The following is a 24,041-nucleotide window of genomic DNA, read 5'->3' on the forward strand; positions in this document are numbered from 1 at the left end:
GTTCAGGCGGCCTCGCCTTCCTTCTGGTCACGCAGCGCGGCGAGGGTACGAACCAGCTTGCCGGCAGAAGCCTCCTTCATGACGGACATCAGCTTCGCGATGGCCTCGTCATAGGTCGGCAGGCTTGCCAGGCGGTCGAGATCGCTCGCCGGGATGAACTCGCCTTCGTATGCCAGCGCCTTGACTTCGAAGTCTTCCTCGGACTTGCCGAACTCCTTGAACAGACGGGCGGCAGCGCCCGGATGATCGGTGGAGAAGGCCAGCAGAGTCGGACCCACGAAAGACTCGTTCAGGCACTCCCACTGAGTGCCTTCGAGGGCGCGGCGTGCCAGGGTGTTGCGGACAACACGGATCTGCACGCCATTCTCGCGGGCCTGCTTGCGCAGTTCGGTCATCTTGCTGACCGGGACGCCACGAGAGTCGGCAACGACGACGGAGAGAGCATCCTTGGCCGCTTCACTGACCTCGGCAACAATGGCCTTCTTGCCTTCGAGTGCTAGTGGCACGGTGATCACTCCTTCGTGCCGGAATCTCCGCAGAGGATTCCGGTGGTTACCATCTCCCCCGGCGGGCCGTGAGGCCACTCGCCGGGGGTCCTGGGTGATGGTGCTCACCAGAGATCTGGCGGCCACACCATCTGCGCAGGCTGCCCCGAGGGACAATTAAGCCGCCTCGGCAGCGAGGCGGCACCTGCGGTCTTTGACGATGCCCCGCCGACTCGCATCGATGTCGTGCACGGGGACCGCAAAGTTCTTGCTCGATTGTCGAACGCGGCGTTAGACGAACGCGGCGTGATCGACGGTCAGACCCGGGCCCATGGTGGTGGACAGGGAGACCTTCTTGAAATACACGCCCTTGGAAGTGCTCGGCTTGAGCTTCTTCAGGTCGGCGATCAGCGCTTCGAGGTTGCCGCGGATCGCGTCAGCGTCGAAGTCGACCTTGCCGAGAGTGGCGTGGATGATGCCGTTCTTGTCGGTACGGAAGCGCACCTGACCGGCCTTGGCGTTCTTGACGGCGGTAGCCACGTCCGGGGTCACGGTGCCGACCTTCGGGTTCGGCATCAGGCCACGCGGACCGAGGATCTGACCCAGCTGACCGACGACGCGCATGGCGTCCGGCGAGGCGATGACCACGTCGAAGTCGAGCTGGCCTTTCTTGACCTGCTCGGCCAGGTCGTCCATGCCGACGATATCGGCACCGGCTTCCTTGGCGGCTTCTTCGTTGGCACCCTGGGTGAAGACGGCAACGCGCACGTCCTTGCCGGTACCGTTCGGCATGACGGTGGCGCCACGCACGACCTGGTCGGATTTACGCGGATCGACGCCCAGGTTGACGGCGACGTCCACGGACTCCTTGAACTTGACGGTGGACAGCTCGGAGAGCAGGGCCACGGCCTCCTCGAGGGAGTACGCCTTGTTCGGGTCGACTTTCTCGCGAATCTGCTGAGCGCGCTTGCTGAGCTTAGCCATGATCAGAGGCCCTCCACGTTGAGGCCCATGCTGCGGGCACTACCGGCAATGGTACGCACCGCGGCGTCGAGATCGGCAGCGGTCAGATCCGGCTCCTTGGCCTGGGCGATCTCTTCGAGCTGTGCGCGGGTCACGGTACCGACCTTGTTCTTGTTCGGCTCACCGGAGCCGGACTTGATACCAGCAGCCTTCTTCAGCAGGACGGCGGCGGGCGGCGTCTTGGTGACGAAGGTGAAGCTGCGGTCGGAGTACACGGTGATGACGACGGGAGTCGGCAGACCCGGCTCGAGGTTCTGGGTCTCGGCGTTGAACGCCTTGCAGAACTCCATGATGTTCACGCCGTGCTGACCCAGCGCGGGACCCACGGGGGGGCTCGGGTTGGCCTTACCGGCTGCAACCTGCAGCTTGATGTAAGCCTGTACTTTCTTGGCCATGATTTACTCCAGATGGGTGATAGCGCCTTGCGGCTCCCCGGTGAAGACGACCGCTCTCGGCGGCCGTCACGAAAACCTGCTTGGCGAGAGGGCGATTATTCCTTCTCGACCTGGGAGAACTCCAGCTCGACCGGCGTAGCACGACCAAAGATCAGCACGCTGACCTGAAGACGACTCTTGTCGTAGTTGACTTCCTCGACAACGCCGTTGAAGTCGGCAAACGGACCGTCGATGACGCGCACGGACTGTCCCGGCTCGAACATCGTCTTGGGGCGCGGCTTCTCGGTGCCATCCTTGACCCGGCTGAGGATGGCATCGGCCTCCCGCTGGGTGATCGGCGCCGGCTTCTCCTTGGTGCCTCCGATGAACCCCATGACGCGCGGGGTCTCGTTGACCAGGTGCCAAGTCTCGTCATCCATTTCCATCTCGACCAGCACATAGCCGGGATAGAACTTGCGCTCGCTCTTGCGGCGCTTGCCGTCACGCATCTCGACGACTTCTTCGGTCGGCACCAGGATCTCGCCGAAGCGATCCTCCATGCCGTACATCTTCACGCGCTCGATGAGCGAGCGCATGACATGCTTCTCGAAGCCGGAGTAGGCGTGAACGACGTACCAACGCTTGGACATGAAGACTCCTAACCAATGACGCCGGACATGGCCCAGCCAAGCAGCGTGTCGATGAGCCACAGGGCCAGGCCCACGACCAGGACGGCCACCAGCACGATGGCGGTGGTTTGCACGGTCTCGGGACGGCTCGGCCAGACGACGCGCTGAATTTCCTTCTTGGCACTGCGAGCCAGCTCGACCAGCTCACGCCCCTTGGTGGTGGTCAGCGCCACCAGCGCCGCCACCACACTCAGGGCGACGACGCCAAGCACGCGATAAAGCAGCGCCTGGTCGGCAAAATAGGTATTGCCGACCACGGCAAGAACCAGCAGGGTAACGACAACCGCCCACTTGAGCCCGTCGTGGCGCGACTCCTGCACCTCGGCGTTATGTTTCATGAAAACGAGACTCCTCAAGGTGCGGCAATCGAAACATGAAAGATACAAGAAATCTCACCAGCCTGGGGAAGGCTGGCAGGCCAGGAGGGAATCGAACCCCCAACCTGCGGTTTTGGAGACCGCTGCTCTGCCAATTGAGCTACTGGCCTGTTGCTTCCGCGACCGCCCTTTGCGGGAGGCCTCAGCGACAGCGGGCGCCATCATAGCGAATGCCGCCCGAACTGACAACCCCTGATCCGACCTACTCACACCGGCCAGGGAAAGAGAAAAGGCGAGCTATCGCTCGCCTTTTCAATGTGGAGCTCATGGACGGATTTGAACCGTCGACCTCACCCTTACCAAGGGTGTGCTCTACCCCTGAGCTACATGAGCAAAACCTTAGCTTGGAGCGGGCAGCGGGGATCGAACCCGCATCATCAGCTTGGAAGGCTGAGGTTCTACCATTGAACTATGCCCGCCTGCCCGCTCTTTTTGCCACCACCCGCCTCGACGAGTGCGGCCAAAACCTGGTGGAGGGGGAAGGATTCGAACCTTCGAAGCTTTCGCGGCAGATTTACAGTCTGCTCCCTTTGGCCACTCGGGAACCCCTCCAACTGGCGGAGCATTTTACCGCTCCTGTTCTTGGTGTCAAGTGATTGTTTTACCAATCTTCTTGAAGCATGGCACGGCGGCCTCGGCTCGCCTGCTCCCCTAGAACGCGACGCATTGTGTCAAAGCAGCATGGAGAACGCAAGCCCCGCGCGTATCTTTTCCAGCGGCACCCGGCGCGGCACCGTTGGCGCGCCCGACATGCGACCCGCCCGCTCCGCCGCCGTGAGCGGGAAACAGGCCTCCAGCCCGCCATACACCATGTCAGGCCAGACGGCATGGGGCACCTGAACCCCGCGCGAGACCACCCGGGCATCCCCCCCGGTCAACAGCAGCGGCAGCGACACCCCCTCACGGTCGCACACCTCGCTGTAGATCCGGTTCACCGCGCTCACCGCCGCCATGTAGATACCATGATTGACGGCCTCGACCGTTCGCGCCCCCGGCACCAGCAGCTCGTCGGCCTCGCTGTCCGGGTCGATCGCCACGTTGCGCGTGCCGAGCTTGAGGCTCTCCTTCATCAGGCGCAGCCCCGGCAGGATGTAGCCGCCCAGGTGCTGGCCGCCGGGCAGCACGAAGTCCACCGTGATGGCGCTACCGCAATCCACCGTGCAGCAGCCGCCCGCCAGCTGATAGCCGGCCAGCACACCCAGCCAGCGATCCACGCCCAGCTTGCCGGGCTCCCGGTATCCATTGCTGACCCCCAGTGCCTCGGGTTCCGAGCGCGCCACATGCACGCTGCGCACCCGGCGCTGCAGCAGGGCCACGGTCTGGGCCAGCACCGCCTTGCGCGCCACGCTGGATATCCTCACCGCCTCGACCACATCGAGATCCGGGATATCGGCCCCGGGCCGCCACTCCTCGCGTGTCCACACGGCCCCGCGCGATCGGATCTCGCTGCTCTCGGCATCCTTCAGCCGCCATTTGGACAAGGTGTTGCCGATATCCAGATCCAGGATCATTACCGCCCCCGCACGCTGATCTCGCCACCAGCGAGACGCTCGCGCCCGCCCTCCCCTTTCACCCAGAGGTTCCCGGCGGCATCGACGCCCTCGGCGACCGCGGGCTCGCGCCGCTCGCCACGCAGGATATCCACCTCGCGCCCGGCGAAGGCATGCCGGGCATTCCAGGCCTCCTGCCAGCCCTCGAAGCCTCGATGCTCGAAATCGGCCAGCATCGGCATCAGCCCGTCGAGCAGCTCCACGGCCAACTGATTGCGTGACAGCCCCGGGGCCTGGTCATGGACCGCCCCCACCGGCTGCTCGATCCCCTCGCGAAAGGACAGCGGCAGATCGACGTTGATACCCATGCCCACCACCAGCTCGCAGGGCCCCGTCGCGTCCCCCGTCAGCTCGACCAGGATACCCGCCAGCTTGCCCAGCTCCCCCGAATCCATCTCCAGCAGCACGTCGTTGGGCCACTTGAGCCGCGGGCGCACGCCATGGCGCTCCAGCACCTGGGCCAGCACCACGCCGACAGCCAGGCTGAGACCCTCGAGGGCCGCCACGCCCGACTCCACTCGCCAGCCGATCGAGAACATCAGGGTACGCCCCCAGGGCGTCACCCAGGTGCGCCCTCGACGCCCTCGACCGGCACTCTGCTGCTCCACCAGGCAGATCTCGCCATGCCCGGCGCCCTGAGCGAAGCGCTCGCGCAGAAACAGGTTGCTCGAAGGCAGCGTCTCCTCGACGAACAGGCGACTGACGTGCTGACGCACCTCTCGCGACAAACCGGCCACGATAGTGGCCCCGTCGAGCAACTCCAGCGGTTCGGCCAGTCGATAACCCTGCCCTTTCACCGCCTCCATGGGAATCCCCAGCGCCTCGAGCTTGCGCAGCTGCTTCCAGACGGCGGCGCGAGACACGCCCAGCCGCTCGCCCAGCTGTTCGCCGGAATGGAATTCGCCATCGCTCAACAGGCGGATCAGGTCACCAATGGTCATGCACGCGCCCCTGCCGGGAAAAACGCTCATTCTAGCGGAACTGCCGCGGCGCCGGAAATTCCCGACCACATGGCGCTCACAACGAAAAAGGCCGGGCATTCGCCCGGCCTCTGCTGCTGCATGCATCGCGCCCGAAGCGCCACGCCGACTTAGTAGCCCGAATCGGCCTCGTCGGCAGCTTCCTCGACGCTGTCACCCATCTCCTCGACGGACTCACCCGCCTGATCCACGGCATCATCCATGCTCTCGCCGGCCTCTTCCATGGTCTCGTCGATATTCTCACCGGCCTGCTCTGCCGGGCCTTCCTCTTCGCAGGCCGCCAGGCCGAAGGCGGTCATGCCGATGAAGCTCGCCAGGGCGATCTTGCGCAGCATCGATTGGGTCATCATGAAACTCTCCTCCTGAGACGTCTCGTGTTCCGATTGAGTGCCCCGTCAGCCTAGCTGCCACGAAGCCGCTCGACCAGCATGGAAATCGCCAGCGCTAGGCAGCGCTGTTGCCCTGTCGCGACATTTTTCCAGCTTGAGGAGCCTCCATCTCCCCGGCCACATCGAACCCGCCTGATTGCCAGCAACTCACCCCTCGATGCATGAACGCCCCGCCCTCTCGAAAAGGACGGGGCGTTTTCTGGCCATTTTACGAGGGTTCATGCCAGCCCTCGAACCGAGGCCCGGACATGAAAAAACCCCGACTCGATGAGCCGGGGTTTTCTCGATATAAGTGCCTGACGATGTCCCGGTCGGCGTTCCGATACTCTCCATGGGAACTCCCCGATCATATACGCTACCTATCGGCCAGACATGAAAAAACCCCGAGCCTTTTGGGCTCGGGGTTTTCTCGGTATAAGTGCCTGACGATGTCCCGGTCGGCGTTCCGATACTCTCCATGGGAACTCCCCGATCATATACGCTACCTATCGGCCAGACATGAAAAAACCCCGACTCGATGAGCCGGGGTTTTCTCGATATAAGTGCCTGACGATGACCTACTCTCGCATGGGAACTCCCACACTACCATCGGCGCTGAGCGGTTTCACTGCTGAGTTCGGCATGGGATCAGGTGGTTCCCGCACGCTATGGTCGTCAGGCGAAAAAGGCAATGCGAATCATGCTGACGAGATCGTCTCTCGTGTATCCGCTGTCGTCTGTTGTCAGTCACAGACCACTTGGGTGTTATATGGTCAAGCCTCACGGGCCATTAGTATCGGTTAGCTCAACGCCTTGCAGCGCTTCCACACCCGACCTATCAACCAGCTCGTCTCGCTGGGCCCTTCAGGAGGCTCGAGGCCTCGGGGAGATCTCATCTTGAAGGAGGCTTCCCGCTTAGATGCTTTCAGCGGTTATCCCGTCCGACCATAGCTACCCGGCGATGCCACTGGCGTGACAACCGGAACACCAGAGGGTCGTCCACTCCGGTCCTCTCGTACTAGGAGCAGCACTTCTCAAATCTCCAACGCCCACGGCAGATAGGGACCGAACTGTCTCACGACGTTCTAAACCCAGCTCGCGTACCACTTTAAATGGCGAACAGCCATACCCTTGGGACCGACTTCAGCCCCAGGATGTGATGAGCCGACATCGAGGTGCCAAACACCGCCGTCGATGTGAACTCTTGGGCGGTATCAGCCTGTTATCCCCGGAGTACCTTTTATCCGTTGAGCGATGGCCCTTCCATACAGAACCACCGGATCACTAGAACCTACTTTCGTACCTGCTCGACGTGTCTGTCTCGCAGTTAAGCACCCTTATGCTCTTGCACTCATTGCACGATTTCCAACCGTGCTGAGGGTACCTTCGTGCTCCTCCGTTACGCTTTGGGAGGAGACCGCCCCAGTCAAACTACCCACCACACACGGTCCTCGATCCGGATAACGGACCGGAGTTAGAACGCCAATGATGCCAGGCTGGTATTTCAAGGTTGGCTCCACTCGATCTGGCGACCGGGTTTCCAAGCCTCCCAGCTATCCTACACAAGCAACATCAGCGTCCAGTGTGAAGCTGTAGTAAAGGTTCACGGGGTCTTTCCGTCTAGCCGCGGGTACACAGCATCTTCACTGCGATTTCAATTTCACTGAGTCTCGGGTGGAGACAGCGTGGCCATCATTACGCCATTCGTGCAGGTCGGAACTTACCCGACAAGGAATTTCGCTACCTTAGGACCGTTATAGTTACGGCCGCCGTTTACCGGGGCTTCGATCAGGAGCTTCGCTTACGCTAACACCATCAATTAACCTTCCGGCACCGGGCAGGCGTCATACCCTATACGTCCGCTTACGCGTTTGCAGAGTACTGTGTTTTTAATAAACAGTTGCAGCCACCTGGTATCTTCGACCGGCGTCAGCTCCACCCGCAAGGGGCTTCACCTAATACCGGCGTGCCTTCTCCCGAAGTTACGGCACCATTTTGCCTAGTTCCTTCACCCGAGTTCTCTCAAGCGCCTTGGTATTCTCTACCTGACCACCTGTGTCGGTTTGGGGTACGGTTCCACTGTATCTGAAGCTTAGAGGCTTTTCCTGGGAGCGTGGCATCGATGACTTCCAGACCGTAGTCTGTTCGTCTCGTCTCTCGGCCTTGGGGAACCGGATTTGCCTAATCCCCCAGCCTACTGACTTTCACCAGGACAACCAACGCCTGGCTCACCTAGCCTTCTCCGTCCCCCCATCGCAATACAGTGAAGTACGGGAATATTGACCCGTTTCCCATCGACTACGCCTTTCGGCCTCGCCTTAGGGGCCGACTCACTCTGCTCCGATTAGCGTCGAACAGAAACCCTTGGTCTTCCGGCGGGGAGGTTTTTCACCCCCCTTATCGTTACTCATGTCAGCATTCGCACTCGTGATACCTCCAGCAAGCCTCTCGACTCACCTTCGTCGGCGTACACGACGCTCCTCTACCGCGCATCATTCGATGCACCCGTAGCTTCGGTACCTGGTTTGAGCCCCGTTACATCTTCCGCGCAGGCCGACTCGACTAGTGAGCTATTACGCTTTCTTTAAAGGATGGCTGCTTCTAAGCCAACCTCCTAGCTGTCTGAGCCTTCCCACATCGTTTCCCACTTAACCAGGATTTGGGGACCTTAGCTGACGGTCTGGGTTGTTTCCCTTTTCACAACGGACGTTAGCACCCGCTGTGTGTCTCCCACGCTGCACTCACCGGTATTCGGAGTTTGCCTCGGGTTGGTAAGTCGGGATGACCCCCTAGCCGAAACAGTGCTCTACCCCCGGCGGTGATACGTGAGGCGCTACCTAAATAGCTTTCGAGGAGAACCAGCTATCTCCGGGCTTGATTAGCCTTTCACTCCGATCCACAAGTCATCCAAATCTTTTTCAACAGATCCTGGTTCGGTCCTCCAGTTGATGTTACTCAACCTTCAACCTGCTCATGGATAGATCGCCCGGTTTCGGGTCTATATCCAGCGACTGGTCGCCCAGTTAAGACTCGGTTTCCCTACGCCTCCCCTATACGGTTAAGCTCGCCACTGAATATAAGTCGCTGACCCATTATACAAAAGGTACGCGGTCACGGGACGAGCCCGCTCCCACTGCTTGTACGCACACGGTTTCAGGGTCTATTTCACTCCCCTCTCCGGGGTTCTTTTCGCCTTTCCCTCACGGTACTGGTTCACTATCGGTCAGTCAGGAGTATTTAGCCTTGGAGGATGGTCCCCCCGTCTTCAATCAGGGTTTCACGTGCCCCGACCTACTCGATTTCACGGGATCAGGCTTTCGACTACGGGGCTATCACCCTGTATCGCTGAGTTTCCCAACTCATTCGCCTAACCTTTCACCCGCTTAAGGGCTGGTCCCCGTTCGCTCGCCGCTACTGGGGGAATCTCGGTTGATTTCTTTTCCTCGGGGTACTTAGATGTTTCAGTTCCCCCGGTTCGCCTCGTGCACCTATGTATTCAGTGCACGATACCTATCTGACGATAGGTGGGTTTCCCCATTCAGAGATGTCCGGGTCGCAGGTTGTTTGCCACCTCGCCGAACCTTATCGCAGGCTTCCACGTCTTTCATCGCCTCTGACTGCCAAGGCATCCACCGTGTGCGCTTCATCGCTTGACCATATAACCCCAAGGGGTCTGATCCGCGATGACAACCACGACAATTGCCGGATACGCTTGAGACGTATCTCATGCCCTCTCCCGGGTAGGAGAGGGACTTTGTCAGCATGATTCACATTGTTAAAGAGCGACTGTCAATCGACAGTCACAAACGTGTCATTGCCTTTTGCAATGATCGTTTGTGACTGCGGATTCACATAAAACCGACTGCAGGACCCTGTGGAGCGTGGTGGAGCCTAGCGGGATCGAACCGCTGACCTCCTGCGTGCAAGGCAGGCGCTCTCCCAGCTGAGCTAAGGCCCCTCTGAATACCCATACGTGACATGGGAATTTTATTCAGGACAAGGCGTTTTGTGGCGACGCATAGCCTGCTATGCGAGTCACAAAACAACGCGGTACTGGATAAAATTTGGTGGGTCTGGGCAGATTTGAACTGCCGACCTCACCCTTATCAGGGGTGCGCTCTAACCAACTGAGCTACAGACCCATTGGTCACGCTGGGTCTATACCCAAACAGTCTTTTGCTCTGGCCGATCAGATAATTCATTGTGGACACTTGCCGGGTGGCGGTGACGTCGTCGATTAAGGAGGTGATCCAGCCGCAGGTTCCCCTACGGCTACCTTGTTACGACTTCACCCCAGTCATGAACCACACCGTGGTGATCGCCCTCCGAAGTTAGGCTAACCACTTCTGGTGCAGTCCACTCCCATGGTGTGACGGGCGGTGTGTACAAGGCCCGGGAACGTATTCACCGTGCCATTCTGATGCACGATTACTAGCGATTCCGACTTCACGGAGTCGAGTTGCAGACTCCGATCCGGACTGAGACCGGCTTTATGAGATTAGCTCCCCCTCGCGGGATGGCAGCCCATTGTACCGGCCATTGTAGCACGTGTGTAGCCCTACTCGTAAGGGCCATGATGACCTGACGTCGTCCCCACCTTCCTCCGGTTTGTCACCGGCAGTCTCCCTAGAGTTCCCGACCGAATCGCTGGCAAATAGGGACAAGGGTTGCGCTCGTTACGGGACTTAACCCAACATTTCACAACACGAGCTGACGACGGCCATGCAGCACCTGTCTGAGCGTTCCCGAAGGCACCCATCCATCTCTGGATGGTTCGCTCGATGTCAAGAGTAGGTAAGGTTCTTCGCGTTGCATCGAATTAAACCACATGCTCCACCGCTTGTGCGGGCCCCCGTCAATTCATTTGAGTTTTAACCTTGCGGCCGTACTCCCCAGGCGGTCGACTTATCGCGTTAACTGCGCCACAAAGGTCTCGAGGACCCCAACGGCTAGTCGACATCGTTTACGGCGTGGACTACCAGGGTATCTAATCCTGTTTGCTACCCACGCTTTCGCACCTCAGCGTCAGTGTCAGTCCAGAAGGCCGCCTTCGCCACTGGTATTCCTCCCGATCTCTACGCATTTCACCGCTACACCGGGAATTCTACCTTCCTCTCCTGCACTCTAGCCTGACAGTTCCGGATGCCGTTCCCAGGTTGAGCCCGGGGCTTTCACAACCGGCTTATCAAGCCGCCTACGCGCGCTTTACGCCCAGTAATTCCGATTAACGCTTGCACCCTCCGTATTACCGCGGCTGCTGGCACGGAGTTAGCCGGTGCTTCTTCTGCGAGTGATGTCCTTCTTGCAGGGTATTAACCCACAAGCGTTCTTCCTCGCTGAAAGTGCTTTACAACCCGAAGGCCTTCTTCACACACGCGGCATGGCTGGATCAGGCTTTCGCCCATTGTCCAATATTCCCCACTGCTGCCTCCCGTAGGAGTTCGGGCCGTGTCTCAGTCCCGATGTGGCTGATCATCCTCTCAGACCAGCTACGGATCGCGGCCTTGGTGAGCCATTACCTCACCAACTAGCTAATCCGACATAGGCTCATCCGATAGCGCAAGGTCCGAAGATCCCCTGCTTTCCCCCTTGGGGCGTATGCGGTATTAGCTTGAGTTTCCTCAAGTTATCCCCCACTACCGGGCAGATTCCTATGCATTACTCACCCGTCCGCCGCTCGACGCCTCCTAGCAAGCTAGGATCGTTTCCGCTCGACTTGCATGTGTTAGGCCTGCCGCCAGCGTTCAATCTGAGCCATGATCAAACTCTTCAGTTAAAAGCTTGATAGTTCCTAAGGTGGAACCAAACCTGGTTCAAGATTCAAACGTCTCTTTGACGAGTCGCTTGTCTTGATATCTAGTGACTGGTCACCGACATCCCGACAAGCGCCCACATGAATTATCTGATCGATTGTTAAAGAGCAGCTCGACTCAATAAGGAGAAGAGCATCTTGCGTTCCCGGCCGCTTGACCAGTTCCTCGCAAGGAAGGCGTATTCTACGTGATCGGCGCGTCGTGTCAACCGGGGATCTTCAAGCTCTCGAGAGAGCGAAGCGGATGACCGAGCGCTCGTCTTCAGCGAGTGAAGCGAGGTCCGATCGAGTCCTCAGCGGGCCACCGTAGCGAGTGGCGAGCATTCTACCGGCTCCGCTGATCCTGTCAATCGAGCGATTTCGACATCCGCCGAAAAACCTCAAGAAAAACAAGCGCTTTTGCCACTCATCACCGCCTGCAACGTTGCCCGTCGCCGGCAGCGGATGCGTACTTTACGGATTCTCTCGGGGCGACGCAAGGACTATTTGCCGAATCGTGACGAGGGGATGAACAAGGCGTGACACTCACCTGCACCGGCACCCGCGGAAAGCTATCCACACCCGCCCGCCCGCTCGACCGCCTGTGGATAATTCAGGCCCGGCGCCCAGAGACAACAACGCCCGCACGAGGCGGGCGTTCGTCTCGGCACTCGTCAGCGCATCAGGCGACGATGACGCGCGCGTAGCGCTTCTTCCCGGCCTGAACCACGTAGCTCTTGCCGGTATCCAGCATGGCGCTCGGCTCCACGACCTCGCCGTCGACCTTGACCCGGCCGTTCTTGAGCATGTCCTTGGCCTGGGCGCTGTTCTTGGTCAGTCCGGCGCGATTGAGCAGTGCGGCAATAGGCGCCTGCTCGCTGCCCTCGAAGTCGACCTCCACTTCCGGCAGGTCTTCCGGCAGCTCGCCGTCGGCCAGCTGGTTGCCGGCGCTGCGGTGGGCATTGGCGGCGGCCTCATCGCCGTGATAGCGGGCGATCAGCTCGCGGGCCAGCTCCATCTTCACGTCGCGCGGGTTGGCACCGCCCTCGACATCGCGCTTGAGCGCCTCGAGCTCCTCGTTGCTCTTCAGCGAGAGCAGCTCGAAGTAGCGCCACATGAGGCTGTCGGGCATCGATACCAGCTTGTTGAACATGGTGCCCGGCGTATCGTCGACGCCCACATAGTTGCCCAGCGACTTGGACATCTTCTGCACGCCGTCCAGGCCCTCGAGCAGCGGCATGGTGATGACGACCTGGGAAGACTGGCCGTAGTGCTTCTGCAGCTCGCGGCCCATCAGCAGGTTGAACTTCTGGTCGGTGCCACCCAGCTCGACATCCGCCTCCAGAGCCACGGAGTCGTAGCCCTGCACCAGCGGATACAGGAACTCGTGAATGGAGATCGACTGGCCGGACTTGTAGCGCTTCTCGAAGTCGTCGCGCTCGAGCATGCGCGCCACGGTGCTCTGCCCCGCCAGCGAGATCATGTCGGCCGCGCTCATGGCGGAGAACCACTCGGCGTTGAAGCGCACCTCGGTCTTCTCGGGATCGAGGATCTTGAACACCTGGGCCTTGTAGGTCTCGGCGTTGGCCTTGACCTCTTCCTCGGTGAGCGGCTTGCGGGTGACGTTCTTGCCGGTGGGATCACCGATGCGGCCGGTGAAGTCCCCGATCAGGAAGATGACCGTATGACCGAGATCCTGGAACTGGCGCATCTTGGTCAGCAGCACGCTGTGCCCCAGATGCAGGTCCGGTGCGGTGGGATCGAAGCCCGCCTTGATGCGCAGCGGGCGGCCGGAGGCCAGCTTCTTCTCCAGCTCGTCTTCCAGCAGGATCTCGTGGGTACCACGCTTGAGCAACGCTAGCGCGTCGGCGACATCGGTCATGCTCTCCTCTCCACTCGGCAGGGCGGCCCGTTCGGGCGACGCAGGACATTGGCAATGGGCGAGGATGTTACCATGCCAGCCATCGACGGTTGAGCCCCAGCGAGAGCCCTTATGCCCTACTTCATCGGCCTGATGTCCGGCACCAGTCTCGACGGCATCGACGCCGCCCTGGTCGACTGCTCGGCGACACGGCCCCCGCGCCTGATCGCCACCCACGGCGAGCCGATGCCGCCGACGCTCCGCGAGCGCCTGTGGACGCTGTGCCACGCCGACGGCGCCGGCTTCGCCGAACTGGCCGCGGCCGAGCAAGGCTTCTGCGAGGCCCAGGCCCGAGCCGTCACCGGACTGCTGGCGGATGCCGGGCTCGCTCCCGCCGACATCGCCGCCGTCGGCAGCCATGGCCAGACCATCGAGCACGCCCCCTGGGGCCACGACGGAGGGCCGCCCTATACCCTGCAGCTCGACAACCCCAGCCTGCTGGCCGAGCTCACCGGCTGCCCGGTGGTCGCCGACTTCCGTCGTCGCGACCTGGCCGCCGGCGGCCAGGCCGCGCCCCTGGCGCCCGCCTTTCATCAGGCGCTGTTCCGCGCCCCGGGCCAGTGGCGCCTGGTGCTGAACCTGGGCGGCTTCGCCAACCTGACCCTGCTGCCGCCGCGGGAGGACGACCGCCCACCCCTGGGCTTCGACAGCGGTCCGGCCAACGCCCTGCTGGACGCCTGGCACGCCCGCCATCGCCGCGGAAGCTTCGATGCCGACGGCGCCTGGGCGGCCTCGGGCCGCGTCGATGAAGCCCTGCTGGAACGGCTGCTTGCCGAGCCCTTCTTCCATCGCCCGCCACCGCGCAGTACCGGGCGCGAGATCTTCCATCTCGGCTGGCTGGCCTCACATCTCGACGGCCGCGAGCGCCCGGAGGACGTTCAGGCCACCCTCGCCGAGCTGACCGCCGCCAGCGTGGCGCTGGCCGTGGAAATGGCCCGCGACGTCTACGACGCCCCGCCCGCCGAATGCCTGATTCCCTGCGGCGGCGGCGCCCACAACGCCAATCTGCTGGCCCGCCTGGCACGCCGAATGCCCGACACGCGACTGGAAACCGCCGAGGCCTTCGGCTGGTCGCCCGACTGGCTCGAGGCCGCCGCCTTCGCCTGGCTGGCCTGGTGTCGCCTCGAGGGCCTGCCCGGCAATCTGCCTTCGGTCACCGGCGCCACCGGACCGCGAGTGCTGGGCGGACTGTTCGCACCTTAGTCGTCACCGCCGAATGCCTTACTAATGACACATCGGGGACGAAGCAGCGCGAGGGGTTTTTGGCCATGGATGGCCAAAGTAGCGCCCAAGGATGGGTTCATAGCGCCCTCGCGATGCTTTGTCGCCGGATACGTCCTTCTGAAAGCCACGCAAAACGGGATGACTCAATAGTCGTCCTCGCCGCGCAGGGACAGATGACTGGCCGCCTCCTTGGCCTGCGCCAGCCCCACCCCCTGCTCGTCGCCGTACTTGATCATCATGCGCAGATCGTTGGCCGAGTCGGCATGCACCAGCGCGACCTCTTCGCTGATCGCCCCCCTCTTGTAGAGGTCATAGAGCGCCTGGTCGAAGGTCTGCATGCCCATGTCCCGGGAGCGGGCCATGACGTTCTTGACGTCCGCCACCTCCCCCTTGCGGATCAGGTCGGCGATCAGCGGCGACTTCAGCAGGACCTCGATGGCCGGGCAGCGGCCACCGGCCTGGGTCGGCAGCAGCTGCTGGGCGACGATGCCCTGCAGGTTGAGCGACAGGTCGAGCCAGACCTGGTCGTGCCGCTCGTGGGGGAAGAAGTGGATGATGCGTTCCAGCGCCTGGTTGGCGTTGTTGGCATGCAGGGTCGCCAGGCACAGGTGGCCGGTCTCGGCGAAAGCCAGCGCATGTTCCATGGTCTCCCGGGTGCGGATCTCGCCGATCAGGATCACGTCCGGGGCCTGGCGCAGGGTGTTCTTTAGCGCCACCTCGAACGACTCGGTGTCGATGCCGACCTCGCGCTGGTTGATGATCGCTCGGCGGTGGGGGTGCACGTACTCGATCGGATCCTCGATGCTGATGATGTGGCCGCCGGCGGTCTCGTTGCGCTGCTGGATCATCGACGCCAGGGTCGTCGACTTGCCGGTGCCGGTGCCGCCGACCACGAACACCAGCCCGCGCTTGATGTTGGCCAGCTCGCCGAGCACCTCCGGCAGCGACAGTTCCTCGAGATGGGGAATCTCGAAGGCGATGCGACGGAGCACCATGGCCGGCTGGTTACGCTGGCGGAAGGCACTGACGCGGAAGCGCCCCCGCCCCGACAGGCTGAGCGCGAAATTGGCCTCCTGCTCATCGTCGAAGCGCGCCCGGTGATTCTCGGGCATTGCCGCCGCCACCAGCTCGCCGACCTGCGCCACCGACAGCCCTTCTTCGCCCATGGGCGTCAGCTGACCGGCCATCTTCAGCGTCGGCGGCGCGCCCACCGAGATCAGCAGGTCCGAGGCTTCCTTCTCGATCATGATGTCGAGCAGCTGATACAGCCATTCCTTCGCGGTCATTGACGCTTTCCTCCTGCCTCACCGCCTCATTGATGCGCGAGCGTGGCTCGCGCCTTGGTCTGGGCTTCCTCACGGGCGACCACGTTGTCCGCCACCAGCCGCGACAGCGCCGTATCCAGGGTCTGCATGCCCAGGTTGCCGCCGGTCTGCAGCGCCGAGTAGATCTGCGCCACCTTGTCCTCGCGGATCAGGTTGCGCACGGCCGAGGTGGCGATCAGGATCTCGTGGGCCGCCACCCGGCCGCCGCCCTGGCGCTTGAGCAGGGTCTGCGAGATCACCGCCTGCAGCGACTCGGAGAGCATCGAGCGCACCATGGCCTTCTCGTCCCCCGGGAAGACATCGATGATCCGGTCGATGGTCTTGGCCGCCGAGGTGGTATGCAGGGTGCCGAACACCAGATGGCCGGTCTCGGCCGCGGTCAGCGCCAGCCGGATGGTCTCCAGATCGCGCATCTCGCCGACCAGGATCACGTCCGGGTCCTCGCGCAGCGCACTGCGCAGCGCCGGGGCGAAGCCCTGGGTGTCGCGATGCACCTCGCGCTGGTTGATCAGGCAGCGCTTGCTGCGATGCACGAATTCCACCGGATCCTCGATGGTCAGGATATGCTCGAAGCGGTTGTCGTTGATGTGGTCGATCATCGCCGCCAGGGTGGTGCTCTTGCCCGAGCCGGTAGGCCCGGTCACCAGCACCAGGCCGCGCGGCAGCATGGCCAGGCGGCGGAACGTCTCGCCCATGCCCAGATCCTCCATGGTCAGCACCTCGGAGGGAATGGTGCGGAACACCGCCCCGGCGCCGCGGGCCTGGTTGAAGACGTTGACGCGAAAGCGCGAGACGCCCGGCACCTCGAAGGAGAAGTCGGTTTCCAGGTACTCCTCGAAGTCGCGCCGCTGACGGTCGGTGAGGATATCGTAGATCAGCTTGCGGACCTCACGATCGTCCATGGCCGGCACGTTGAGCCGCCGAATGTCGCCGTCGACCCGGATCATCGGCGGCAGGCCGGCCGAAAGGTGAAGGTCCGAGGCGTTCTGCTTTGCCGAGAATGCCAGCAGTTCGGTAATATCCATGCGATTCCCCTGCTCCCGGGATAGAGGTGTTCTTAGTATGGTAAAGCTTGCGACATGACAAACCTGGCACTTCGTGACGCCCTGGCCAACGCCCGCCACCGCCTCGACGCGGCACTGGCCGATGCCGGCCGCGCGCCCGACGGCGCGACGCTGCTGGCCGTGAGCAAGACCAAACCCGCTGCCATGATCCGCGAAGCGCACGCGCTGGGCCAGCGCGACTTCGGCGAGAACTACCTGCAGGAGGCGCTGGAGAAGCAGGAGGCGCTCGCGGATCTCGACGATATCGTCTGGCATTTCATCGGCCCGCTGCAATCGAACAAGACCCGCGACGTGGCCGAGCACTTCGCCTGGGTGCACAGCCTGGAACGCGAGAAGATCGCTCGCCGCCTCGATGCCCAACGCCCCGAGGCGCTGCCGCCGCTGAACGTCTGCCTGCAGGTCAACATCAGCGACGAGCCCTCGAAGTCCGGCGTCTCCGTCGCCGATCTCCCGGCACTGGCCGAGGCCGTGCTGGCCATGCCGAACCTCCGGCTGCGCGGGCTGATGGCGATCCCGGCCCCGGCCGACGATCCCGCCGCACAGCGCCGCCCCTTCGCCCGCCTGCGCGAGGCGCTCGAGGACCTCCGCGAGCGCTTTCCCGAGGCACGGCTCGACGCCCTCTCGATGGGCATGAGCGGCGACCTGGAAGCCGCCGTGGCCGAGGGCGCCACCCAGGTGCGGCTCGGCACCGCCATCTTCGGGGCACGCGACACCTCCGCCTGATCACTCACGACGCCGCCGGCATGCCGACGGCCCATTCGTCGACCCACACAGGATTGAACGCATGGCAAGCCAAGTCACCTTCATCGGCGCCGGCAACATGGCCGGCGCCATCATCGGCGGCATGATCGACAGCGGCTATCTCCGCGACGCCATCACCGCCACCTCGCCCAGCGACGAGATGCTCGCGCCGATGCGCGAGAAATACGGCATCCACACCGCCACCGACAACGCCGCCGCCGTGGCCGAGGCCGACGTGGTGGTGCTGGCGGTCAAGCCGCAGATCATGCAGGACGTCTGCGCCGGGATGCGCGACGCGATCCAGGCGCGCAAGCCGCTGATCGTCTCGGTGGCGGCCGGCCTGCCCGCCGAGACCCTCGAGGCCTGGCTGGGGGGCGAACTCGCCGTGGTGCGCTGCATGCCCAATACGCCCTCGCTGGTCGGCGCCGGCGCCGCCGGGCTCTATGCCAACGCCAAGGTCAGCGACACCCAGCGCGACCTCGCCACCGAACTGCTCGAGGCCGCGGGCCTGGTCGAGTGGGTCGACGACGAAGGCCTGCTGGAAGCCGTGACCGCGGTCTCCGGCAGCGCTCCGGCCTACTTCTTCCTGATGTTCGAGGCCATGGAAGAAGCCGGCGTCAGCCTCGGCCTGCCCGCCGACACCGCCCGTCGACTGGCCATGCAGACCGCCTTCGGCGCGGCGCGCATGGCGATGGACAGCGACAAGACCCCAGGCGAGCTCAAGCGCAACGTGATGTCCCCCGGCGGCACCACCGAGCGCGCCATCTCGCACCTCGAGGATGCCGGCATGCGCCGCATCGTGGCCGAGGCCATGGATGCCTGCGCCGCCCGCGCCCGCGAAATGGCCGACGAACTCGGCAAGCACTGAACGCCGCGCCACCGCGACCGATCGCACAAGACACGGAGGAGCCCCGATGGGCAGTCAACTGGGAAACGCCGGCCTGCTGCTGGTCAACACCCTCGTCAATATCTACCTGTTCCTGCTGATGCTGCGCTTCCTGCTGCAGGCATCCCGGGCCGACTACTACAACCCGATCAGCCAGTCGGTGGTGAAGATCACCCAGCCGGTGGTACGCCCCTTCCAGAGTTTCCTGGGGCCGGTGATGAACCGCTTCGACCTGGCCACCCTGGCGGCCGGCCTGGTGGTCAAGCTGATCGCCATCGTGGCCATCCTGCAGATCGCCGGCTACGGCATGGCACCGATCGGTAGCCTGGCGATCGGCGCGGTGGCGGCGCTGGCCAATGCCATTCTCAAGATCTACTTCTTCGCGCTGATCGTGATGATCATCCTCAGCTGGGTGTCGCCCCGCGCCAGCCACCCGGCGGCGATCCTGGTCATGCAGCTGGTGGAGCCGATCATGGCACCGGTGCGCCGGGTGATCCCGCCGCTGGGCATGCTCGACCTCTCGCCGATCGTGGTGTTCATCGCCATCAGCCTGCTCGACGGCATCGTGGTGGGCTCGCTGATCCGCGCCGCCGGCGTCGTCGGCGTGCTGGTGGGGCTCTAGAAGACACGTCGCCGACGATCCGGGATTCGCGATGAGCGTTTCCGGCGACAAGCCGTCGCGAGGGCGCCTTGACCCCATCCATGGCCAAGCCCCCCTCGCGCCGGCTCATCCCCGGCGCGGATCGAGCCGAGCCTCCCGTCACGCCCCGAATACCAACGAAAAACGACTGGACACGCCTGACAGATGACCGAGCAGCCACGCGATTCGGTCGGCCTGGTGACGCCGCAGACGGCGCACTTCGACGACCCCCTGGAGCTGGCCTGCGGCAGAACGCTGCCGGCCTACGACCTCGTCTACGAGACCTACGGCACCCTCAACGCCGAGGGCACCAACGCCGTGCTGATCTGCCACGCCCTGTCGGGGCATCACCATGCCGCCGGCTACCACTCGGCGGACGACCGCAAGCCCGGCTGGTGGAACGCCCATATCGGCCCCGGCAAGTCGATCGACACCGACCGCTTCTTCGTGGTCTCGCTGAACAACCTGGGCGGCTGCCACGGCAGCACCGGGCCGACCAGCGAGAACCCCGAGACCGGCACCGCCTGGGGCCCCGACTTCCCGATGATGACGGTGATCGACTGGGTGCACAGCCAGGCGCGCCTGGCCGACCGGCTCGGCATCCAGCGCTTCGCCGCGGTGGTCGGCGGCAGCCTCGGCGGCATGCAGGCGCTGCAGTGGGCCCTGACCTACCCGGAGCGCGTCGCCCACGCCGCGGTGATCGCCGCCACGCCCAAGCTGTCGGCCCAGAACATCGGTTTCAACGAGGTGGCCCGCCAGGCGATCCGCTCCGACCCCGAATTCTTCGACGGCCACTACGCCGAACACGCCTCCCTGCCACGCCGCGGGCTCAAGCTCGCCCGCATGGTGGGGCACATCACCTACCTGTCCGAAGACGCCATGGGCAGCAAGTTCGGCCGCGACCTGCGCAGCGACGACCTCAACTTCGGCTACGACGTGGAGTTCCAGGTGGAGTCCTACCTGCGCTATCAGGGCGACACCTTCTCGACCTCGTTCGATGCCAACACCTACCTGCTGATGACCAAGGCGCTGGACTACTTCGACCCGGCGGCAGCCCACGGCGGCGACCTGGCGGCGGCGCTGGCCCCGGCCGCCTGCCCCTTCCTGGTGGTCAGCTTCACCAGCGACTGGCGCTTCCCGCCGTCGCGCTCGAAGGAACTGGCCAACGCCCTGATACGCGCCGGCAAGGCGGTCAGCTACGCCAACATCGACTCGCCCCACGGCCACGACGCCTTCCTGCTGCCCGAGCCCCGCTACCTGGCGGTGTTCGCCGCCTTCATGCAACGCGTGGCCCGCGACCAGGGACTGGAGGAACGCTCATGATGCGCGCCGACCTGCAACGTATCCACGACTGGGTGCCGCACGGCGCCCGGGTGCTCGACCTGGGCTGCGGCGACGGCACCCTGCTGGCGGCCCTGGCCGAGAGCAAGAACGTCACCGGCTACGGCCTGGAAATCGACCCGGACGGCATCACCGCCTGCCTGGCCCGGGGCGTCAACGTCATCGAGCAGAACCTCGACGAGGGGCTCTCCAACTTCGAGGACGACGCCTGCGACCTGGTGGTGATGACCCAGGCCCTCCAGGCGCTGCGCCGCCCGGACCGCATGCTCGACGAGATGCTGCGCGTGGCCGACGAGTGCATCATCACCTTCCCCAACTTCGCCTACTGGCGTCACCGCGCCTATCTGGGCCTGCGCGGCTACATGCCGGTCTCCAAGTCGCTGCCCCACGCCTGGTACGACACCCCCAACATCCACCTCTCGACCTTCAACGACTTCGAGCAGCTGTGTCGCGACAAGGGGCTGTCGATCGTCGACCGGGCGGTGGGCGTCGGCAGCCGTGGCGGCAACTGGGCCTCGCGGCGCTGGCCCAACCTGTTCGGCGAGATCGCGATCTTTCGCGTCACCCGGCGCTGAGCGGACGGGGCGCCGCCCCGTCCGGTTCGTGCCCGTCAGCGATAGCGGCGCTCGAGCTCGACCGGCAGCGCCTCGCCCAGGCTCACGGCCACCGGCCGCCCGTCTTCCCGCATGAAGCGGCAGGCCCGCGCCAGCACCTCCACGCCCTCGCCGGCCACCCGACGCAGCGCCTCGGCATAGGCCGGATCCAGGTGGCCGGCCGGCGCCACCGAGCGGATGCCCTCATGGGCGACGCAGAACAGCAGCACCGCACGATGGCCCTCGGCGGCGAGCGCGGCCAGGGTCTCGAGGTGCTTGCGCCCACGCTCGCTGACCGCATCGGGAAAGTAGCCGTGGCCGTCGTCCTCGCGCAGGGTCACCTGCTTGACCTCGACATAGGTGGTCGCGCCGGCATCGCCATCCAGCCGGAAATCCAGCCTCGCGCCCTCCACCCTGGCCTCACGCTTCAGCGTACCGGCCCCGGCCAGCGCCTCGACCGTGCCCGCCACCAGCGCCTCCTCGACGATGCGGTTGGCCCGCCCGGTATGCACCGAGGCCAGGTCGACGCCGCCCTCGGGCCGAGGCAGCTCGATAAGCTCCCAGGTCCAGGCCAGCTTGCGCCGCGGATCGTCGCTTGGCGACAGCCACACCCGGCAGCCCGGCACGTTGACCGCGCGCATCGAGCCGGTGTTGGGGCAGTGGGCGACGACCTCGCGGCCGTCGGCCAGGCGCACGTCGGCCAGGAAGCGCTTGTAGCGGCGCAGCAGCACGCCCGCCACCAGCGGCGCGGCATAGTTCATCAGGCGCCCTCCTGGCGACTCAGGAACCGCCCCAGCCGCGTCACGGCCTCCTCCAGCCGCTCGACGCCGGTGGTGAAGGCGATGCGCACATGGTATTCGCCGCCCTCGAGGGCGAAGTCGGTGCCCGGGGTGATGGCCACGTTCTCCTCCTCGAGCAGGCGCCGGCAGAAGGCCTCGCTGTCGCGGGTGTAGCGGGACACGTCGAGCCACAGGTAGAAGGCGCCCTGGGGCGGCTGATCGGGCGCCAGCCCCAGTCGCTCCAGCCCCGCCAGCAGGGCGTCGCGGCGCTGCGCCAGCTCCCGGCGGCGCGCCTCGAGGATGTCCCGACACTCGGGCTCGAAGGCCGCCAGGGCGGCGTGCTGGGCCGGCGTCGGTGCCGACAGGAAGACGTTCTGTGCCAGCCGGGTCAGCGGCTCGACCGCCGCCTCCGGCGCCACCAGCCAGCCCAGGCGCCAGCCGGTCATGCCGAAGTACTTGGAGAAGCTGTTGACCACGAAGGCCTGCGGCGCCACCGAGGCGGCGGAGAGCGGCGCCAGGTCGTAGCACAGCCCCTGATAGATCTCGTCGACCAGCAGATGGCCGCCGCGCGCGGCGACGGTGTCGGCCACGGCGCCCAAGGCCGAGGCATCGAGCATGTGCCCGGTGGGGTTCGACGGCGTGGCCAGCATCGCCAGCCGGGTGTCGTCGCGCCAGTGGCGGGCGACAGTCGCGGCGTCGAGCTGCCAGCCGCTCGCCGGCCCCACCGGCACCGCCTCGACCTCGGCGCCGGCCAGTGCCATGAAGTGGCGATTGCAGGGATAGGTGGGATCGGCCATCAGCACCCGATCTCCGCCCTCGACCAGCAGCTGGCTGGCCAGCAGCAGCGCGCCGGAGGCGCCCGGAGTGACGATGATGCGGGACGGATCGACCTCGGCGCCGAAATGGCGCGCGTAGTGCCCGGCGATCGCCTCGCGCAGCGCCGGCAGCCCCGCCGCCGGCGTGTAGCGGGTCTGCCCCTCGGCCAGGGCCCGCTGGCCCGCGGCCTGCACCGGTTCGGGAGTGGGGAAGTCCGGCTCGCCCACCTCCAAATGGATGACGTCGTGGCCGGCGGCCTCGCGGGCCTGGGCGGCCTCCAGCAGGCGCATCACGCGGAAGGGAGCAACGGCGTCGAGTCGCGAGCTCCAGGACATGGGCTTCTCCTTGCACGGCGAGTCGTGACCGGCATCTTTTCGGCCGCTCATGGTCAAAGCTCGCATGTTACGACTTTTGTTGCGCTGGCGCAGTCCGGCGCGTCGGGGGGATTGCAAAGGCCGCGTTTTTTCGCTAAACAAGCATCCCTTTGGCGTGAGATACCTTGAGAAGTTCATCGGGTATTGATCAGCAGTCACACAAGTAACGAGGCAGTCCCATGCCAGTAGCAGAAAAGAAGATGGAAGCGCCCAAGAAATTCACCCCGTACGAGCCGGCACCGGGTGAAGAGTACATGAACGAGAAGCAGCTCGAGCACTTCCGCCAGATCCTGCTGGGCTGGAAACAGGAGCTCATGGAAGAAGTGGATCGCACGGTGCGCCATCTCCAGGAAGAGGCGAACAACTACGCCGACCCCGCGGATCGCGCTACCCAGGAGGAAGGCTTCAGCCTCGAGCTCCGCACCCGCGACCGCGAGCGCAAGCTGCTCAAGAAGATCAACGAGACCATCGAGAAGATCGACGAGGACGACTACGGCTTCTGCGAGGCCTGCGGCGTCGAGATCGGCATCCGCCGCCTCGAGGCGCGTCCCACCGCGACCCTGTGCGTCGACTGCAAGACCCTCGCCGAGCTCAAGGAGAAGCAGCTGGGCGGCTGATGGCCGGCCGCCACCGCTTCCGCGACGGGCGCCGCCGGCGCCCGTCCGCACCGTCGCTTCAGCCCTGTCTCTTCCGCTCCGGA

Annotated in this window: 20 protein-coding genes, 6 tRNA genes and 3 rRNA genes; 7 read left to right on the forward strand and 22 right to left on the reverse strand. The window is 64.1% G+C overall.

What is annotated here, in order from left to right; all coding sequences use genetic code 11:
- Window positions 1–2: 2 nt before the first annotated feature.
- From rplJ to tyrS, 18 genes are all read right to left on the reverse strand, one after another.
- Window positions 3–506 (reverse strand): 50S ribosomal protein L10, encoded by a 504-nt coding sequence (gene rplJ, locus QWG60_RS15480; RefSeq protein WP_035596334.1) that lies wholly within the window; start codon window positions 504–506, stop codon window positions 3–5.
- Between the two features lie 270 nt (window positions 507–776).
- On the reverse strand, window positions 777–1,469 hold the full coding sequence (gene rplA / locus QWG60_RS15485; protein ID WP_035596332.1) for a 50S ribosomal protein L1: 693 nt from the start codon (window positions 1,467–1,469) through the stop codon (window positions 777–779).
- 2 nt (window positions 1,470–1,471) lie between these two features.
- Complete coding sequence (gene rplK / locus QWG60_RS15490) at window positions 1,472–1,903, reverse strand: 50S ribosomal protein L11 (protein ID WP_046077812.1); 432 nt, start codon at window positions 1,901–1,903, stop codon at window positions 1,472–1,474.
- A 95-nt stretch (window positions 1,904–1,998) separates the two neighbouring features.
- Window positions 1,999–2,532 (reverse strand): transcription termination/antitermination protein NusG, encoded by a 534-nt coding sequence (gene nusG / locus QWG60_RS15495; RefSeq protein ID WP_035596328.1) that lies wholly within the window; start codon window positions 2,530–2,532, stop codon window positions 1,999–2,001.
- An 8-nt stretch (window positions 2,533–2,540) separates the two neighbouring features.
- Complete coding sequence (gene secE / locus QWG60_RS15500; protein WP_035596326.1) at window positions 2,541–2,909, reverse strand: preprotein translocase subunit SecE; 369 nt, start codon at window positions 2,907–2,909, stop codon at window positions 2,541–2,543.
- Between the two features lie 73 nt (window positions 2,910–2,982).
- Window positions 2,983–3,058 (reverse strand) — tRNA-Trp (locus QWG60_RS15505).
- A gap of 148 nt (window positions 3,059–3,206) precedes the next feature.
- Window positions 3,207–3,281 (reverse strand) — tRNA-Thr (locus tag QWG60_RS15510).
- A gap of 12 nt (window positions 3,282–3,293) precedes the next feature.
- Window positions 3,294–3,367 (reverse strand) — tRNA-Gly (locus QWG60_RS15515).
- Between the two features lie 49 nt (window positions 3,368–3,416).
- A tRNA-Tyr gene (locus QWG60_RS15520) sits at window positions 3,417–3,500 on the reverse strand.
- A 119-nt stretch (window positions 3,501–3,619) separates the two neighbouring features.
- Window positions 3,620–4,459, reverse strand: a complete 840-nt coding sequence (locus QWG60_RS15525; RefSeq protein WP_035596323.1) for a type III pantothenate kinase — start codon at window positions 4,457–4,459, stop codon at window positions 3,620–3,622.
- A complete protein-coding gene (locus tag QWG60_RS15530; RefSeq protein WP_035596318.1) occupies window positions 4,459–5,439 on the reverse strand; it encodes a biotin--[acetyl-CoA-carboxylase] ligase in 981 nt (326 codons plus the stop codon). Before QWG60_RS15530 ends, QWG60_RS15525 begins: the two co-directional genes overlap by 1 nt.
- 149 nt (window positions 5,440–5,588) lie before the next feature.
- The gene (locus QWG60_RS15535; RefSeq protein WP_052052490.1) at window positions 5,589–5,828 is read right to left on the reverse strand and encodes a hypothetical protein; all 240 of its coding nucleotides are present in this window, start codon (window positions 5,826–5,828) and stop codon (window positions 5,589–5,591) included.
- 583 nt (window positions 5,829–6,411) lie between these two features.
- Window positions 6,412–6,526: ribosomal RNA gene (gene rrf / locus QWG60_RS15540) — 5S ribosomal RNA — on the reverse strand.
- 89 nt (window positions 6,527–6,615) lie between these two features.
- Window positions 6,616–9,502, reverse strand: a 23S ribosomal RNA gene (locus tag QWG60_RS15545).
- A gap of 226 nt (window positions 9,503–9,728) precedes the next feature.
- A tRNA-Ala gene (locus tag QWG60_RS15550) sits at window positions 9,729–9,804 on the reverse strand.
- Between the two features lie 107 nt (window positions 9,805–9,911).
- A tRNA-Ile gene (locus QWG60_RS15555) sits at window positions 9,912–9,988 on the reverse strand.
- A 96-nt stretch (window positions 9,989–10,084) separates the two neighbouring features.
- Window positions 10,085–11,622 (reverse strand): 16S ribosomal RNA (locus tag QWG60_RS15560).
- Together the 16S, 23S and 5S rRNA genes with 2 tRNA genes alongside form the textbook arrangement of a ribosomal RNA operon.
- 697 nt (window positions 11,623–12,319) lie before the next feature.
- Window positions 12,320–13,519 carry a tyrosine--tRNA ligase gene (gene tyrS, locus QWG60_RS15565; RefSeq protein ID WP_046079382.1) on the reverse strand — a complete coding sequence of 400 codons (1,200 nt, stop codon included), beginning with the start codon at window positions 13,517–13,519 and terminating at the stop codon, window positions 12,320–12,322.
- 111 nt (window positions 13,520–13,630) lie between these two features.
- Between tyrS and QWG60_RS15570 the strand changes: the two genes are divergently transcribed.
- A complete protein-coding gene (locus tag QWG60_RS15570; RefSeq protein ID WP_146908806.1) occupies window positions 13,631–14,761 on the forward strand; it encodes an anhydro-N-acetylmuramic acid kinase in 1,131 nt (376 codons plus the stop codon).
- Window positions 14,762–14,925: 164 nt separating this feature from the next.
- Here the strand turns inward: QWG60_RS15570 and QWG60_RS15575 are convergent, their stop codons facing one another.
- Complete coding sequence (locus tag QWG60_RS15575) at window positions 14,926–16,068, reverse strand: PilT/PilU family type 4a pilus ATPase (RefSeq protein ID WP_146908808.1); 1,143 nt, start codon at window positions 16,066–16,068, stop codon at window positions 14,926–14,928.
- 26 nt (window positions 16,069–16,094) lie between these two features.
- Entirely contained in the window at window positions 16,095–17,132 is a 1,038-nt protein-coding gene (locus tag QWG60_RS15580; protein ID WP_107180913.1) for a type IV pilus twitching motility protein PilT, read from the reverse strand.
- Between the two features lie 54 nt (window positions 17,133–17,186).
- On the opposite strand from QWG60_RS15580, the gene QWG60_RS15585 reads away from it, so the two are divergent.
- From QWG60_RS15585 to metW, 5 genes are all read left to right on the forward strand, one after another.
- Window positions 17,187–17,894 (forward strand): YggS family pyridoxal phosphate-dependent enzyme, encoded by a 708-nt coding sequence (locus QWG60_RS15585; protein ID WP_107180914.1) that lies wholly within the window; start codon window positions 17,187–17,189, stop codon window positions 17,892–17,894.
- A 61-nt stretch (window positions 17,895–17,955) separates the two neighbouring features.
- The gene (proC, locus tag QWG60_RS15590) at window positions 17,956–18,780 is read left to right on the forward strand and encodes a pyrroline-5-carboxylate reductase (protein ID WP_146908810.1); all 825 of its coding nucleotides are present in this window, start codon (window positions 17,956–17,958) and stop codon (window positions 18,778–18,780) included.
- A gap of 46 nt (window positions 18,781–18,826) precedes the next feature.
- On the forward strand, window positions 18,827–19,420 hold the full coding sequence (locus QWG60_RS15595) for a YggT family protein (RefSeq protein WP_035593026.1): 594 nt from the start codon (window positions 18,827–18,829) through the stop codon (window positions 19,418–19,420).
- A gap of 183 nt (window positions 19,421–19,603) precedes the next feature.
- On the forward strand, window positions 19,604–20,761 hold the full coding sequence (gene metX, locus QWG60_RS15600) for a homoserine O-succinyltransferase MetX (protein WP_146908812.1): 1,158 nt from the start codon (window positions 19,604–19,606) through the stop codon (window positions 20,759–20,761).
- Window positions 20,761–21,354 carry a methionine biosynthesis protein MetW gene (gene metW / locus QWG60_RS15605; protein ID WP_035593045.1) on the forward strand — a complete coding sequence of 198 codons (594 nt, stop codon included), beginning with the start codon at window positions 20,761–20,763 and terminating at the stop codon, window positions 21,352–21,354. The genes metX and metW overlap by 1 nt, the downstream gene beginning before the upstream one ends.
- Before the next feature lie 35 nt (window positions 21,355–21,389).
- On the opposite strand, the gene sfsA is transcribed toward metW, so the two are convergent.
- A complete protein-coding gene (gene sfsA, locus QWG60_RS15610; RefSeq protein WP_146908814.1) occupies window positions 21,390–22,133 on the reverse strand; it encodes a DNA/RNA nuclease SfsA in 744 nt (247 codons plus the stop codon).
- A complete protein-coding gene (locus QWG60_RS15615; protein ID WP_046079374.1) occupies window positions 22,133–23,302 on the reverse strand; it encodes a pyridoxal phosphate-dependent aminotransferase in 1,170 nt (389 codons plus the stop codon). The genes sfsA and QWG60_RS15615 overlap by 1 nt, the downstream gene beginning before the upstream one ends.
- Window positions 23,303–23,520: 218 nt before the next feature.
- On the opposite strand from QWG60_RS15615, the gene dksA reads away from it, so the two are divergent.
- Window positions 23,521–23,958, forward strand: a complete 438-nt coding sequence (dksA, locus tag QWG60_RS15620; protein ID WP_035593017.1) for an RNA polymerase-binding protein DksA — start codon at window positions 23,521–23,523, stop codon at window positions 23,956–23,958.
- Window positions 23,959–24,041 lie beyond the last annotated feature (83 nt).

It is taken from the genome of Halomonas halophila, assembly GCF_030406665.1.
GTDB lineage: Bacteria > Pseudomonadota > Gammaproteobacteria > Pseudomonadales > Halomonadaceae > Halomonas > Halomonas halophila.

What these genes read in the sequence shown, in the direction of transcription:
- QWG60_RS15615 (WP_046079374.1), bottom strand. Translation starts at nt 23,302, where the DNA reads ATGTCCTGGAGCTCGCGACTCGACGCCGTTGCTCCCTTCCGCGTGATG.
- rplK (WP_046077812.1), bottom strand. Translation starts at nt 1,903, where the DNA reads ATGGCCAAGAAAGTACAGGCTTACATCAAGCTGCAGGTTGCAGCCGGT.
- rplA (WP_035596332.1), bottom strand. Translation starts at nt 1,469, where the DNA reads ATGGCTAAGCTCAGCAAGCGCGCTCAGCAGATTCGCGAGAAAGTCGAC.
- tyrS (WP_046079382.1), bottom strand. Translation starts at nt 13,519, where the DNA reads ATGACCGATGTCGCCGACGCGCTAGCGTTGCTCAAGCGTGGTACCCAC.
- QWG60_RS15585 (WP_107180914.1), top strand. Translation starts at nt 17,187, where the DNA reads ATGACAAACCTGGCACTTCGTGACGCCCTGGCCAACGCCCGCCACCGC.
- QWG60_RS15530 (WP_035596318.1), bottom strand. Translation starts at nt 5,439, where the DNA reads ATGACCATTGGTGACCTGATCCGCCTGTTGAGCGATGGCGAATTCCAT.
- secE (WP_035596326.1), bottom strand. Translation starts at nt 2,909, where the DNA reads ATGAAACATAACGCCGAGGTGCAGGAGTCGCGCCACGACGGGCTCAAG.
- QWG60_RS15595 (WP_035593026.1), top strand. Translation starts at nt 18,827, where the DNA reads ATGGGCAGTCAACTGGGAAACGCCGGCCTGCTGCTGGTCAACACCCTC.
- metW (WP_035593045.1), top strand. Translation starts at nt 20,761, where the DNA reads ATGCGCGCCGACCTGCAACGTATCCACGACTGGGTGCCGCACGGCGCC.
- proC (WP_146908810.1), top strand. Translation starts at nt 17,956, where the DNA reads ATGGCAAGCCAAGTCACCTTCATCGGCGCCGGCAACATGGCCGGCGCC.
- sfsA (WP_146908814.1), bottom strand. Translation starts at nt 22,133, where the DNA reads ATGAACTATGCCGCGCCGCTGGTGGCGGGCGTGCTGCTGCGCCGCTAC.
- QWG60_RS15525 (WP_035596323.1), bottom strand. Translation starts at nt 4,459, where the DNA reads ATGATCCTGGATCTGGATATCGGCAACACCTTGTCCAAATGGCGGCTG.
- dksA (WP_035593017.1), top strand. Translation starts at nt 23,521, where the DNA reads ATGCCAGTAGCAGAAAAGAAGATGGAAGCGCCCAAGAAATTCACCCCG.
- nusG (WP_035596328.1), bottom strand. Translation starts at nt 2,532, where the DNA reads ATGTCCAAGCGTTGGTACGTCGTTCACGCCTACTCCGGCTTCGAGAAG.
- QWG60_RS15575 (WP_146908808.1), bottom strand. Translation starts at nt 16,068, where the DNA reads ATGACCGCGAAGGAATGGCTGTATCAGCTGCTCGACATCATGATCGAG.
- QWG60_RS15580 (WP_107180913.1), bottom strand. Translation starts at nt 17,132, where the DNA reads ATGGATATTACCGAACTGCTGGCATTCTCGGCAAAGCAGAACGCCTCG.
- metX (WP_146908812.1), top strand. Translation starts at nt 19,604, where the DNA reads ATGACCGAGCAGCCACGCGATTCGGTCGGCCTGGTGACGCCGCAGACG.
- QWG60_RS15535 (WP_052052490.1), bottom strand. Translation starts at nt 5,828, where the DNA reads ATGATGACCCAATCGATGCTGCGCAAGATCGCCCTGGCGAGCTTCATC.
- QWG60_RS15570 (WP_146908806.1), top strand. Translation starts at nt 13,631, where the DNA reads ATGCCCTACTTCATCGGCCTGATGTCCGGCACCAGTCTCGACGGCATC.